This window comes from Pararhodonellum marinum (assembly GCF_015354735.1).
GTDB lineage: Bacteria > Bacteroidota > Bacteroidia > Cytophagales > Cyclobacteriaceae > Pararhodonellum > Pararhodonellum marinum.
In genome coordinates, this window is the sequence record NZ_JACEFJ010000001.1 from 324,782 (window position 1) to 338,322 (window position 13,541).

Genomic DNA, 13,541 nt, shown 5'->3' on the forward strand with positions numbered 1-13,541 from the left:
GTTCTTTTAATAATTTATAATTGAAATTAAAGGTTAATTTAAACTAACGTCCTTAGAAATTTAAGGTTATCTATTTGATATTTTAACAAGTACAATCAAGTGATGAAATGTTCTTTTTCCTCAGGTGTTGGGATCCTACAGGTATCGTTTTTGCCAAACCATCGGTACCGATTACGGGCAACCCAATCATATACAGGGTCTCTGATAAAAACCGGAACAAGGATGAAAATATAAAAAAGGGGCCAAAGCCCCTTGAGTTTTTTGCTGATTTCAAGCGCAGCACGACTTTTATAGTAGACCTTGTCACCTTGAATCAATACAATCGAGTCCAAGAAATCTCCTTTAATTGAGAAGTTTTTTAAAATTTCCTGTACTTTTTGATCCTGAAGTGAGCCAAACTTAAAAAGCCTGGCTTTGTCACGTTTCAGAATAAAATCCACTGCATGGTTACAAAGGTTGCATACCCCATCGAAAAGGATCAAGCCATACGCATCCTGCAATCGACTCATCGAATGATCTGAATGGTTCCTTTTAGTTTCCTTTCACGGTTAGCTGGGTCGAACACATCAAACAATACACTGCCAGAATAGAAATAAGTGCCAGCAGGAAGCTCATTGCCATTTTTATCCCTTCCATCCCAGTTGATGAAGATATTTCGTTCAAGGGAAGTGTCTCTGGTATTGTAAGAGAAAACCAAAACTCCCCAACGGTTATAAATTTGAATCGAAACATCTTCCACAAATCTAGGGCAACGGGGGAATGGATTGTCATAGGCTTGGAAGGTATCATTTGCTCCATCTGAGTTGGGGGTAAAGGCATTGGGTAGTTCATAATTCGGACAGTTGTCCACACACACGATGTTACTTCGCTCGCTTTCATTTCCGGAGCGATCCACTGCTGTGATGTAATAGCATCCTTTGTAGTTGGTTAAGTCGCTGATGCGCGTGTTTCTTTGTACTGCACTCAGCGTGGCCACTAGACTGAAGTTTCCTTCTTCACCTTCTGGAGAATAATAAAGTCGGTATGCACTCAGTTCATCATCACAGACACCTGAAAAATCAGGCTCCCAGCTTAGATCATGGAAGTAACTACTGAAATTACAGGGTTTGTCTTCAAGGTATACCTCACATTCTGGCCCTTCAAACGTCAATACGGGAGGACAGGGCAGCCTGTCATCATCCGGTCTGGCACAGATGATTTGTGACTTGTTTTCCAAGGGATATGTAAGGATGTCGATGTCATATGCACCTTTGGTGATAACAAAATAACAATATTCTATGTCCTTACTCAACGGTATACCATTGTGGCTTCCGTCATCCAAGTAAATAAAGCCTTGTTGCGTGACATTCACCTCCGCGATTAGGTTAAAGGTATCTTCATCTTGGGCGTCAGGATCCGTCTTATTTCTATAAACCTCATGAGGGAACTGAGAAATCTGATTGTTCCATGGCACATCGAAAGTCCACCTCAATTCTATGGCTTCATTGATGATGGTTGGCTCTAACCTTACACTTGATGCAATGCTGGAAGTATCAATGTTGGTTCCCCTGTCTTTGAGAATCACACGATAATTATGCACAAGCCCAGCAGTATTAAGGCCGGTATCGGTAAATAAGGTATCACCGGTAACTGTTACGCTGGTCAGGTTTTGAGTCCCGGTAAAGCCCTCAGCACGCAACAATTCGTAGGTGAAAGGCCCTGGAAATTGATCTAAGTCTATGTCATATGGGGGAGTCCATTTCACAAATATCTCCCCGTTTTCCTCATCTGTTTCCTCAATGCTCACATTGGTAATGATGGGCACATCCACTTCGATAATCACACAAAATTCTTCAGAAACAATACTTAAGCCTGATCTAGGCTGAGGATAGGCAGCAACTAACCGATAACAATAAGTATTGCCTGGTGCCAATCCCATTCCTTCATTGTTATCGATGAAATTGAAGGTATTCATGTCTGTAGTCCCTACCAGTTCATAACCTGCCCTGATACCAGTTTCACAGGAATCAGGTTCGTAGGGATCGCTGTTGAGCCTTCGCCAGATCTGCATGGTTTCGGCAGTGTTGCCGCAGGTGTAAGGCTCCCAGTCGATTTCTGCTGATCTATTTGGACCCTGTTCAATGTCTTCGATGATAGGGGGTGGTCCTACTACTTTGATGTTCCAGGTCTGTATGTCCACCAATGCAGGACCGGACCGTGGTTGATCAGTTATCCTAACCCTTACCTGATACTCTCTTTCTCTAACATGTCCACATACTGTCTGCCAGTCAAAATTGATGATGCCGGGGCTGGGTTGGAATACAGAAACCGGATTATAGGATGCAGGGGAGGTATTGATTTCCATAGGTTCACCAAATACTTCAATTCTAATGGGATCCCCATCTGGATCGCTGCCCTGTATGATTTCTTCAATATTGGTACCTGCTATTACACATAGATCTGGAGGTAGGATTAATTCCGGTCGCCTATTATCCGTGTCTTCTATAATAATCTGCATATCCCGGACCACATACCCAATCCGAATAAATTCCCCGCCTACCCGTCTCCATTCCTCAATCCTAAAAGCTACATTGTACTGCCCGGCTATGCCAGGAGCATCCCAAATCAAATCACCGGTAAGCGGATCTAAAGTCAAAAACGGGGCACCGGTACCATCTTGGGTGCTGAAACTAAACTCTCCGGAAGCAGGGCTTCTGTAGTTGTTTACAGGTCTTTGAAAAGCTTGCTTTGGAATGTCCAATACATAAGCCAAGCTATCTCCATCGGGATCAAAGGCTCCTGGATTGTGAATATATCGTTGGTTGACCGCACCATTGTCCACTGGGGGGATGGTCAAAATGGCTGAGTTATTGACGCCAAAAAAGGGATCGATGGTTATCAGAGTTTCTACATAAAAAGGCGTTTCAACCGAATTGTCCATGTTCAGGGTCAAATCGTTCCGGTTAAATTCCAGAAAGCGGATGGTATAATTTCCAGGTCCCTGATACGTGTGGGTGATGACAAATGTGTTTTTCTCAATCTGATTTCCCAAAGACTCCACAAAAGAAAACTCACTTTCTGTATTGAGCCTCTCCTCTCTGCCATCTCCAAAATTTATGGTACCGGGACCAAAAATCACATTTGACCGGGTATCAGTGTAACCCACAACCGTGATTCTATAGGTAAGTGTCTGAACAGATATACGTTCTGCGATGATCTCACCTGCGCGAATGTGGGTGGCGGATGCTTGATAGAGGACTGTGAAAAATATGCACAGGAAAAGTAAAAGGCCGTATTTCAATTTCATATTTCCTTAATAATGTCGTTCAAATTGCCAATGATGTCCCAATATAACGATTTTTGTAGGGTAAATAAGTGAGCGTTTTTTCAAATTTATTGGTTGAAAGGGAAAGATTTAGGCAAGGATTGTCAGATTTATTGGCATTTTAAAACCTTACTCTCCTTTTGGTGTTCTGCAAATACGTTCAAATAGCATTCAAATAGTTCTTTTTTACCATTAGACTATATACGAAAGAATGTCAATTAAGTAGATTTTATTATTAAAATCAAACAAAAAAATTAAACAGATGGTTAAAAAATTATCCCATTAAGGCTTAAAAACCGCAAATTTCAATACTATTTAGAACTATTTAAAATAAGGTGAATCACTTGGGTATTGATTGTTTGCTATTGTTTCCACATGTAAATTTGGCTTTCAAGAAACAAAATAAACAATCCACACTAAAAAGATAAAACATTTATGAGTTGGGTAACCAAAACCTTAAACAGTACCTTAGGTCGTAAGCTTGTGATGGCACTGACAGGTCTTTTTCTCATCCTGTTCTTGACTGGGCATGTGTCAGGTAATTTACTGCTGTTTAAAGGAGATGGGGGTCGGGCATTCAATGAATATGCCAAGTTCATGACCACCAATCCTGCAATCCTGATTTTGTCCTATCTGACTTACATATCTATCTTAGGCCACGTGGTTTACTCCATCCTTCTAACTTCTTACAATAAAAAAGCAAGGCCGATAAACTATGCAGTGAACAGACCTGAAACCAACAGCTCTTGGTCCTCCAGAAACATGGGGATTCTCGGCACCATCATTTTGGTTTTTTTGGTGGTTCACCTTCAAGGTTTTTGGGCAAAGATGCATTGGGGAGACATTCCTTATGTTACCTATGACGGACAGGAATACAAAGATCTCTACAGCGTGGTAGTTTTTGCTTTCAGGCAAGAATGGTTGGTCGCATTGTATGTCATAGCCATGGGTTTTCTTGCCTTTCACCTGTCGCATGGTTTTGCCAGTGCTTTTCAAACATTGGGGCTCAACCACAGGAAATATTCACCGGCCATTGAAATGATTGGGAAAATTTATGCCATTGGCGTTCCTATTATCTTCGCTAGTATGCCGGTTTACTTATACTTTACATCTTTGAAATAACAGGTTCTTATATGATACTGGATTCCAAAATACCCGCAGGTCCATTGGCCGAGAAATGGACCAAACATAAATTTAACATGAAGTTGGTCAATCCGGCCAATAAGCGAAAATATGACATCATCGTGGTTGGTACCGGACTGGCTGGTGCTTCAGCAGCGGCTTCTTTAGCGGAACTTGGTTACAATGTCAAGGCTTTCTGTTTTCAGGACAGCCCGAGAAGGGCACACTCCATTGCCGCTCAAGGAGGAATCAATGCTGCAAAAAATTACCAAAATGACGGAGATTCAATCTACCGCTTGTTTTACGATACAGTAAAAGGGGGAGACTACCGCGCTAGGGAAGCCAATGTATACCGGCTTGCTGAGGTTTCAGTGAATATCATTGATCAATGCGTGGCCCAAGGTGTTCCTTTTGCCAGAGAATATGGGGGACTGTTGGCCAACAGGTCCTTTGGTGGGGCCCAGGTTTCAAGGACGTTTTATGCTAGAGGCCAAACGGGACAGCAACTTTTACTTGGAGCATATTCAGCCCTAAGCAGACAAGTGGCCAACGGAAAAGTTAAGCTGTATCCAAGGACAGAAATGATGGATGTGGTAAAGATTGATGGAAAGGCAAGAGGTATCATCACCAGGAATTTGGTGACAGGGGCAATAGAATCCCATAGCGCTCATGCAGTGCTGCTTTGCACTGGAGGATATGGCAATGTCTTTTTCTTATCCACCAATGCCATGGGGTCCAATGTGACCGCTGCTTGGCGAGCTCACAAAAAAGGAGCGTATTTTGCCAATCCTTGTTTTACACAAATTCACCCCACCTGTATTCCTGTTTCCGGGGATCATCAGTCTAAATTGACCCTGATGTCAGAATCTCTCCGAAATGATGGAAGAGTGTGGGTACCAGCTACAGTGGAATTATCCGAGAAACTAAGAAAGGGAGAAATCAAAGCCAATGACATCAAGGAAGATGACAGAGACTATTTTCTGGAAAGAAAATATCCTTCTTTTGGTAATCTTGTTCCAAGGGATGTGGCATCCAGGAATGCCAAATACGTATGTGATGAGGGAAGAGGAGTGAATGAAACCGGAGAGGCAGTGTTTTTAGATTTTAGAGATGCTATTCAAAGAGACGGAGAAGATACCATACGTTCCAAATACGGCAACCTCTTTGATATGTACCAACAAATCACCGGAGATAATCCTTACCAAGGACCCATGATGATTTATCCTGCTGTTCACTATACGATGGGAGGACTTTGGGTGGATTATAACCTTATGACCACCGTTCCTGGACTTTACGCTCTAGGAGAGGCCAACTTCTCTGATCATGGTGCGAATCGACTTGGGGCATCTGCTTTGATGCAGGGACTGGCAGATGGTTATTTTGTGATTCCTTACACAGTTGGAGATTATCTGGCACAGAATACCATTGAAAGGATTTCGGAGGACCATCCAGAATTTCAAAGAGCAGAGGCGGAGATCAAAGAAAGGGTAGAAAAACTTATCCGCATCAAAGGAGAGAAGTCCGTGGATCATTTTCATAAAAGATTGGGAAAGATCATGTGGAATTACTGTGGTATGGCCAGAAATTCAGATGGCCTGAGCAAAGCCAAAACCATGATCAAGGAATTAAAAGAAGAATTCTGGACTAATGTAAGGGTGCTGGGATCAGCCGAAGAATTGAACTTGTCTTTGGAAAAAGCGAATCGTGTAGCAGATTTTATTGAGCTTGGAGAGTTGATGATCGATGACGCCCTAGCCAGGGAGGAATCCTGTGGAGGCCATTTCCGGGAAGAGTACCAAACCGAAGAAGGAGAAGCTTTAAGGGATGACGAGAATTTTGCTTATGTAGCTGCATGGAAATATTTGGGGGAAGGAAAAGAGGAAGAATTGAACAAAGAACCGCTAGAGTTTGAAAATGTGAAATTGACTCAGAGAAGTTACAAGTAAACTTTAAAAATTTTAAGTAAAGATTAAAATGGATTTAACATTAAAAATCTGGAGACAGAAAAATCGCGCTGATAAGGGCGGTTTTAAAGAATATAAAATCGGAGGCATTTCAGCGGACATGTCATTTTTGGAAATGCTGGATGTTCTCAATGAGGACCTTTCAGAAAAAGGAGAGGATCCTGTGCACTTTGACCATGATTGCAGGGAAGGAATCTGTGGCATGTGTTCCTTACATATCAACGGAAAACCTCATGGACCTCAGCAAACAACAACCTGTCAATTGCACATGAGGTCATTTAAAGACGGAGATACCATTTCTATCGAACCTTGGAGGGCTTCTGCTTTTCCAATTTTAAAGGATTTGGTGGTGGATCGTTCGGCTTTTGACCGCATCATTCAGGCTGGTGGATATGTTTCTGTGAATACAGGCGGTGTTCCAGATGCCAATGAAATACCTATTCCAAAGGTAATGGCAGATGAAGCTTTCGATGCAGCCACCTGCATAGGTTGTGGTGCCTGCGTGGCAGCATGTAAGAATGCTTCTGCTATGCTCTTCACCTCAGCTAAAATCTCTCAATTGGCCATGTTGCCCCAGGGACAGGTAGAAAGAAAAGACCGGGCAGAAAAAATGGTAGCCCAGATGGATGCAGAAGGTTTTGGAGCCTGTACCAATACGGGTGCCTGTTCAGCAGAATGCCCCAAAGGAATCAGTCTCACCAATATTGCAAGGATGAATAGAGAATATTTCTCCGCTGTGGTCAGCAGCAACAATGTCTAAGAAGGACGCCTAAATAATGCAAATGAATGGGAAGCCGGATTGTTCCGGCTTTTTTCATTCTACGGTATAAAAGCCAATCAGAATTGAGGGCATCCAAAAAACTTTAAGATGTTAAAGGTTTTTTATAACGAATTCAAGGAATAAACCAAGTAATCTCGGTTTGCTTGGCATTTGCGTCTATTTCATGGTAATTTTGACGCGCTTATGAAATAAATTTTACAAAAAGAAAGGTAAGGAATGCATTACATTGACCTGGGCATTTTTGTCGGGTACATGTTGGTCATGTTGGGAGTAGGATACTACTTCATGAAAAAAAATGCCGGGCAGGATGATTACTATGTCGGAGGCAGAAATATAGGTAGCTGGCATATCGGTCTTTCTGTGGTAGCCACCGATGTAGGAGGGGGATTTTCAGTAGGTCTCGGAGGTCTCGGATTTGTTATGGGACTTTCAGGCAGCTGGATGTTGTTCACCGGATTACTGGGAGCATGGTTGGCTGCGGTATTTTTGATTCCCAAGGTGAAAGCTCAACCGGCTTTCGAAAGTTTCTACACCCTTCCCCAAATCTTCAAATACCTCTTCGGCCCTAAGGTGGCCATAGCTGCAGCCATCATCTGTTTTGTGGGCTACCTTGGTTTTACTTCTTCCCAATTGCTTGCCGGTGCCAAATTGGCCTCTGGCACCTTTGAGGCTTTGCCTTTGAACACAGCCCTTCTGATCATGGGCATCATTGCGGTGATCTACACGGTATTGGGCGGATTAAAAGCGGTCATTTATACTGATACGGTTCAGTGGATCATCCTTATGCTGGGATTTATTTTCATAGGACTACCTATGGCTTATTTTCATGTAGGAGGCTGGGAGTCCATTAAAGAAACGCTGCCCCCTGAATATTTTTCCCTCTCCAACCTAAGATGGCAGGACTTGGCCAATTGGGGAATTACCATCCTACCAATTTGGTTTGTAGGAATGACACTTTATCAGCGGATTTATGCCTCCAGAGATGTGAAATCCGCCCAAACGGCCTGGTACATCGCTGGGGTTTTTGAATGGCCCATCATGGCATTTATGGGGGTTTCCCTGGGCTTGCTGGCCAAAGTCGCCTTCGAACAGGGGCTGATTGCCGAAACGCAGGGCGTGCTGGATCCTGAAATGGGGCTGCCCATATTGTTAAGCAATATTTTACCCGCAGGAATCATGGGATTGATGATGTCAGCCTACTTTTCTGCTGTATTGTCCACGGCAGATTCATGCCTGATGGCTGCATCAGGAAACCTTACCACAGACCTGATGGGAAAATGGTTGAAAGGTAAATCTGACGCCATAGGCATGCGCTGGAGTCAACTGCTGACTTTACTGATAGGAAGTGTTGCTTTGTTGATTGCCCTCCATATGACCAATGTGCTGGAACTGATGCTTTATTCTTATGCCTTTATGGTTTCCGGACTTTTGGTTCCCATAATTGCAGGCCTTTTCTGGAACCAAAGAAACCCTAAGGCAGCACTTTTGTCCATGGTGGCCGGTGGTGGGGTGACCGCAACGCTCACGCTACTGAATTTGCCTTTGCCCTTAGATTTGGATCCAAATTTTTTCGGAGTTTTTGCCTCTTTAGCAACGTTTCTGACAGTTAACTGGTTGTATTTATATAACAAACGAAATTAAATCATAAATAGCTTCGATATGTTCAAAATAGAAACCCTGACCGCCATAGATCATGCCACCTACTTGCAGAAAAAGGAAATTGCAGATTTTCTCTTTGAAAACCTGGATGAGTATGGCGATCCTCATCACCACATCATGAAATGTTTGGACTATGCTTTGGATCAGGCAGTAGACAAGGGAGGGTTTGTTGTCTTAGCCAGAGAAGATGATAAAATCGTAGGTGCCGTGATCATGAATAAAACAGGCATGTCTGGGTACATACCCGAAAATATCCTGGTTTATATAGCCGTTCATGCCAGTCAGAGGGGTAAAGGAGTCGGAAAGAAATTGATGAAAACAGCCATTGAAATGGCCAATGGTGACATTGCCCTGCACGTAGAAGCTGACAATCCAGCGAAAATATTGTATGAGAAGCTAGGCTTCACCAACAAGTATCTGGAAATGAGACTTAAAAAATAAACATGGCATTTATCAATTTAGACCGCTCAAAATTCAAATCAAACTTTGAACATCTTAAAAAGATGTTCAATGAAAGTGAGATTGCCTGGGGTGTGGTCTCCAAATTACTTTGTGGCAATGAGCTTTATCTTAGAGAACTTATTGATTTGGGCGTAGATGAGGTACATGATTCCAGGATCAGTAACCTGGCTAAAATAAAATCGATCAATCCCGAGGTGCAGACCGTCTACATCAAACCGGTTTCCAAAAGAAACATCCCGGACATGGTGACCTATGCTGATGTTAGCCTCAATTCTGAATTGACTACGATCCAATGGATCAGCAAGGAAGCGGTTCGTCAGAATAAAACCCATAAAATCATCATCATGGTGGAGACAGGTGACCTCCGTGAAGGAGTAATGGGCGACCACCTTGTGGATTTTTATGCCGGGGTATTTGAATTACCTAACATCAATGTGATAGGTCTTGGGACAAATCTAAATTGTCTCAATGGAGTAATGCCTTCCACTGACAAACTCATCCAACTTTGTCTCTATAAGCAGATCATAGAGCTTAAGTTCAACAAAGTCATACCTTGGGTTTCTGCCGGGACTTCTGTAACGATTCCACTGATGCTGACCAAACAGCTTCCAGAAGGGGTCAATCATTTCAGGGTGGGAGAGACCTTGTTTTTTGGGGTGGATCTTTTTGAAGAAAAAGTGATAGAAGGAATGCATGGGGACGTGTTTGAACTCAATGCTGAAATCATCGAAATGCAGGAGAAACCATTGCTTCCCATTGGCTCCTTAGCGGCAAATCCCCAAGGAGACATCGTAAAAATTGATGAAAAACTTTATGGAAAATCCTCTTTCAGAGCTATCCTTGACATTGGTCTTTTGGATGTGGACCCAAAATATTTGATCCCTGCAGATGAAGATTTTGAAATTCTGGGAGCCAGTTCTGATATGCTGATCCTCAACTTGGGCGAAAACCCCAACCAATACAAAGTGGGAGACCTGATGAAGTTCAACCTTAAGTACATGGGCGCTTTGGCGGTTCTCAATTCTGATTACATTGAAAAACGGGTTAAATGAAGGGGAATTTATTGGTTAATTCTCGGGTTTTTTAAAAGTATTATATTGATAGTCAATTAATTAATTTTTTTAACTAAAATATCCCATTATTTTTTTTGCAAATGTGAAAATTAAAAGATAGTTTTTCTCCGTTTTTATTAGTTTCACCCATTTTTATCCAGCTTATGAAATTCAAATTATTGTTGCTTGTTGGTTTTGTTTGTCAAATTGGCTTTGCACAACAAAATCATGTTGTCGTTTTAAATCCCGAATTGATGCCCCTGAATGATCGGGAATTCAACATCATTAAAGTCATAGATAACCGGACCCAAAGGGAAAATTTGGGCATTGCCCAAAAGGGCATGTCCAATAAAAAAGTGGCGGCTGTTTTTCCCGAAGATTTTGAAAGCTACCTGACTAACACTTTGGAAGCAGCTTTGCCTTCTAAAACAGAGAAAAGGCCTCTTATCATCAAAGTAGACAGACTCCATATCTCTGAGAGGACCATGGCTACCAAAGAAATAGGGACATGCGATGTTTCTTTGGAATTTTTCGAAGAAATCGACGGGAAACTTTACTCCCTCGGGAAGTTTAAAAGCCTGATTGAAGAAAGTTCCGTGGATGTGACCAAAAGGCACGGAAACAGGATCATGCAAGCATTGGAGACTTGTCTTTTGGAGTTCAATCAATCCGATTGGCAGTTAGCTGACAAAAAATTACATTTGGAAGATCCCAAGCTGCTAGATCACCCACAATCCCAACTTGTTTTTGATTTCAACTCACCTCCCGCCAAAGGGCTTTACCTTCATTTTGACAACTGGCTAAACCAAACTCCCCATGAAACGGATGGATTTTCAATAAAACCTATCAATGAAAACGGGAAAATCCCACGGTATCAAGTACTTGATGAAAGAAAGAAGAAAATCAAATTCATCTATGGATTTTCAGATGGTGCATCTTTTTATCTACAAGCCAGTAATTACCTCACAGGAGGGAATTATTTTGTAAAATCGGACCTAATTGGCCCATATCTACTTTTCAAAGACCAGATATCAGATCCCACTATGGCGGTGGCCTTTGGTGCAATTGGTGCTTTGGCTTCCACCAAAACCATCCATATCGTACTCAACATGCAAAATGGCATGATCACTTTTTTAAACAAAGCAAATATGGCTGATTTATTGTCTGACCACCCGGAACTGCTGAGTATTCACGAGAATTCCAAAAAATCCCTTGAGCAAGAAAAGGAAATCATTAGACTGCTCAATGAAAAGCTATTATCTGAACCAAGATCTCAGCAGCTTTCAGAAAGTATGTTTTAAAAAAAAATAGGACCTGATAGGCTCCTGAGGCACAGTTCTTAAGGTTTTATTTCGGCCTGAATTTACATTCAGGCCTTTTTTTTGGCATCATCTTGGCCTATTTATTCCCGAACCAACTATTTAACAACATGAAAAAATTAGTTTTTGTATGCATGGCTTTGGCCATGTTTTCAGTAGAAAGTATGGCCCAGCAAGGGCCAGGGATAGGCATAAGAGGGGGAGCAAATTTCTTCAACTTCGGAGGTGCTGATGCTTCTTCCAATGAGTATACGAACCGTGCCGGCTTTCATGCTGGTCTTTATTCTACTTTGTTCTTGGGAGAGAGACTTGCTTTGGAACCTGGTGTATTTTATTCTGTCAAAGGAACCACCAATGATGATTTTGCCAATTCCAGGGCGGTATTGAATTACGTGGATGTGCCGGTGCTGCTAAGGCTTTATTTAGGCGAAGGTTTTAATATTTTCGGGGGTCCACAAGCTTCATTTCTGATGTCATCGCAATTTGAAGGAGATTTCTTCGGCTCTACGTTTAGTTATGATACAGAGGCCATAAGAGAAACCGATTTCGGATTGGTCGTAGGGGTGGGCTATAACTTACCCGCAGGGCTCAACCTTCAAGGTAGCTATGATTTCGGGATGACCCCTGTATTTAAAAACAGTGAAGCTGAAATTTACAACAGAGGTTTCAAGGTCTCCCTTGGTTATACTTTCTAAATCATTGCATTAAACCAATTTATTTGACTACCATAAAAGCCTTCCTTAGGGGAGGTTTTTTTATGGTTCAAAGTCTGATGAAAAATGTGCTCTCATTTCACTTTCAGAAAGGCTGCTTATCCAGTTTTTGATCAATTCCAGACCCTCATCATGCACCATCACCCTGCCTATTTCCGGCATGGCGGCACCGATTTCGGTCGAGGCCATCCTGTGGGTCATGATGGATTCATCAGCTTTTCCGGGAAATATGGCGTATTTGAAAGAGCCTGCACCAAATCCTGCTGCCACAGGAGTCTTGAATACGCCCAGTTTTCTCCAATCCTTCTCTTCATAATTCAAAAACAACCCTGAAGTACTTGCTGGGCCGTCTTCCCTATGGCAATGCGCACAATTGATATCCAGGTAAGCCATGGCCCTATCATGTAAAGCTTGGTCTTTGTCCTGATAATTGATCATTTTGGGAAGATTTTCCAAATCTTGAAGCTGAGAAACAAAGCCTTTTTCATTCCATTCCACCAATTGGTGATTACTTCGGTCCCCATAGGATATTTCATGATTGAGGTGTTTGGCTTTGACACCGATAGGGACCATTTCATTGTTCTGGTTGTGACAACTTTTGCATTGGTTCTTGTTGGGAATGATGTACTCGATCAGCTGGTCTTCACCTTCCAAATCCATCCATTTGACCTCCTTTTCCCCTCCTGTGATTTTATAGGTGGCATCTTTCTGGTCTTCATCCCAAATGTAAGGATAGGCTTCCCAGCTGCCGTTCATTTTGATCATAAGCCTTGTTTCTATGATCTGTTTTTTTCCTTCCGGTACCCTAAAATCAAGGGGGTAATAGAAGTTTTTGATCAAGATGGTCTCGTCCGGAAAATCAATTTCACCTTCTGCATTGTCCAGGATTTTCACAGATTTTCCCTCTGCCAAATAAATAAACCGGGATTTAAAGGCATAATCGGTAAAAAGGGAGGAAGCTGGCTCGTAGAAAAGCACCCGGTTATTAGGAAGCAAATCGGACAATTCACCTGCAAAAAAACCATATTCGGATAATTTTTTTAAAGGGAGCTGTTTAAAATCCAATTGAGCCAATGACTTTTCATTGGCAGGTTGCTGACAACTGTGCAAAAATGCGCATCCCATAAACAAAAAGATGAGGCATGAAGCGAATAGGTGTCTCATT

11 protein-coding genes are annotated in these 13,541 nt (G+C 42.2%); 8 read left to right on the plus strand and 3 right to left on the minus strand.

All coding sequences use genetic code 11. The annotated features are described in order from the left end of the window. Positions 1-95: 95 nt before the first annotated feature. Together H1A14_RS01405 and H1A14_RS01410 are read right to left on the minus strand one after the other, a co-directional pair. A complete protein-coding gene (locus tag H1A14_RS01405) occupies positions 96-509 on the minus strand; it encodes a thiol-disulfide oxidoreductase DCC family protein (RefSeq protein WP_194774412.1) in 414 nt (137 codons plus the stop codon). Next, positions 506-3,286 (minus strand): T9SS type B sorting domain-containing protein, encoded by a 2,781-nt coding sequence (locus H1A14_RS01410; RefSeq protein WP_194774413.1) that lies wholly within the window; start codon positions 3,284-3,286, stop codon positions 506-508. The genes H1A14_RS01405 and H1A14_RS01410 overlap by 4 nt, the downstream gene beginning before the upstream one ends. 453 nt (positions 3,287-3,739) lie before the next feature. Between H1A14_RS01410 and H1A14_RS01415 the strand changes: the two genes are divergently transcribed. The 8 genes from H1A14_RS01415 to H1A14_RS01450 all read left to right on the plus strand — a co-directional run bounded on the left by H1A14_RS01415 (position 3,740) and on the right by H1A14_RS01450 (position 12,358). Next, complete coding sequence (locus H1A14_RS01415) at positions 3,740-4,426, plus strand: succinate dehydrogenase cytochrome b subunit (RefSeq protein ID WP_194774414.1); 687 nt, start codon at positions 3,740-3,742, stop codon at positions 4,424-4,426. 11 nt (positions 4,427-4,437) lie between these two features. Further along, entirely contained in the window at positions 4,438-6,372 is a 1,935-nt protein-coding gene (locus tag H1A14_RS01420) for a fumarate reductase/succinate dehydrogenase flavoprotein subunit (RefSeq protein ID WP_194774415.1), read from the plus strand. Positions 6,373-6,400: 28 nt separating this feature from the next. Beyond that, complete coding sequence (locus H1A14_RS01425; protein WP_194774416.1) at positions 6,401-7,150, plus strand: succinate dehydrogenase/fumarate reductase iron-sulfur subunit; 750 nt, start codon at positions 6,401-6,403, stop codon at positions 7,148-7,150. Positions 7,151-7,387: 237 nt separating this feature from the next. Next, positions 7,388-8,812, plus strand: coding sequence for a sodium:solute symporter family protein (locus tag H1A14_RS01430; protein WP_194774417.1), 1,425 nt, complete (start codon positions 7,388-7,390; stop codon positions 8,810-8,812). Positions 8,813-8,830: 18 nt separating this feature from the next. Further along, positions 8,831-9,271: a GNAT family N-acetyltransferase gene (locus H1A14_RS01435; RefSeq protein ID WP_194774418.1), complete on the plus strand. Its 441-nt coding sequence runs from the start codon at positions 8,831-8,833 to the stop codon at positions 9,269-9,271. A 2-nt stretch (positions 9,272-9,273) separates the two neighbouring features. Then, entirely contained in the window at positions 9,274-10,344 is a 1,071-nt protein-coding gene (locus H1A14_RS01440; protein ID WP_194774419.1) for an alanine racemase, read from the plus strand. A gap of 254 nt (positions 10,345-10,598) precedes the next feature. Further along, positions 10,599-11,645 (plus strand): hypothetical protein, encoded by a 1,047-nt coding sequence (locus H1A14_RS01445; RefSeq protein ID WP_194774420.1) that lies wholly within the window; start codon positions 10,599-10,601, stop codon positions 11,643-11,645. A gap of 128 nt (positions 11,646-11,773) precedes the next feature. Beyond that, positions 11,774-12,358 (plus strand): porin family protein, encoded by a 585-nt coding sequence (locus H1A14_RS01450; protein ID WP_194774421.1) that lies wholly within the window; start codon positions 11,774-11,776, stop codon positions 12,356-12,358. Between the two features lie 60 nt (positions 12,359-12,418). On the opposite strand, the gene H1A14_RS01455 is transcribed toward H1A14_RS01450, so the two are convergent. Beyond that, on the minus strand, positions 12,419-13,540 hold the full coding sequence (locus H1A14_RS01455; protein WP_194774422.1) for an SO2930 family diheme c-type cytochrome: 1,122 nt from the start codon (positions 13,538-13,540) through the stop codon (positions 12,419-12,421). Position 13,541: the final 1 nt, after the last annotated feature.

Bases quoted from the DNA above. Each gene is read 5' to 3' on its own strand.
- H1A14_RS01405 (WP_194774412.1), bottom strand. From the start codon at position 509: ATGAGTCGATTGCAGGATGCGTATGGCTTGATCCTTTTCGATGGGGTA.
- H1A14_RS01410 (WP_194774413.1), bottom strand. From the start codon at position 3,286: ATGAAATTGAAATACGGCCTTTTACTTTTCCTGTGCATATTTTTCACA.
- H1A14_RS01415 (WP_194774414.1), top strand. From the start codon at position 3,740: ATGAGTTGGGTAACCAAAACCTTAAACAGTACCTTAGGTCGTAAGCTT.
- H1A14_RS01420 (WP_194774415.1), top strand. From the start codon at position 4,438: ATGATACTGGATTCCAAAATACCCGCAGGTCCATTGGCCGAGAAATGG.
- H1A14_RS01425 (WP_194774416.1), top strand. From the start codon at position 6,401: ATGGATTTAACATTAAAAATCTGGAGACAGAAAAATCGCGCTGATAAG.
- H1A14_RS01430 (WP_194774417.1), top strand. From the start codon at position 7,388: ATGCATTACATTGACCTGGGCATTTTTGTCGGGTACATGTTGGTCATG.
- H1A14_RS01435 (WP_194774418.1), top strand. From the start codon at position 8,831: ATGTTCAAAATAGAAACCCTGACCGCCATAGATCATGCCACCTACTTG.
- H1A14_RS01440 (WP_194774419.1), top strand. From the start codon at position 9,274: ATGGCATTTATCAATTTAGACCGCTCAAAATTCAAATCAAACTTTGAA.
- H1A14_RS01445 (WP_194774420.1), top strand. From the start codon at position 10,599: ATGCCCCTGAATGATCGGGAATTCAACATCATTAAAGTCATAGATAAC.
- H1A14_RS01450 (WP_194774421.1), top strand. From the start codon at position 11,774: ATGAAAAAATTAGTTTTTGTATGCATGGCTTTGGCCATGTTTTCAGTA.
- H1A14_RS01455 (WP_194774422.1), bottom strand. From the start codon at position 13,540: ATGAGACACCTATTCGCTTCATGCCTCATCTTTTTGTTTATGGGATGC.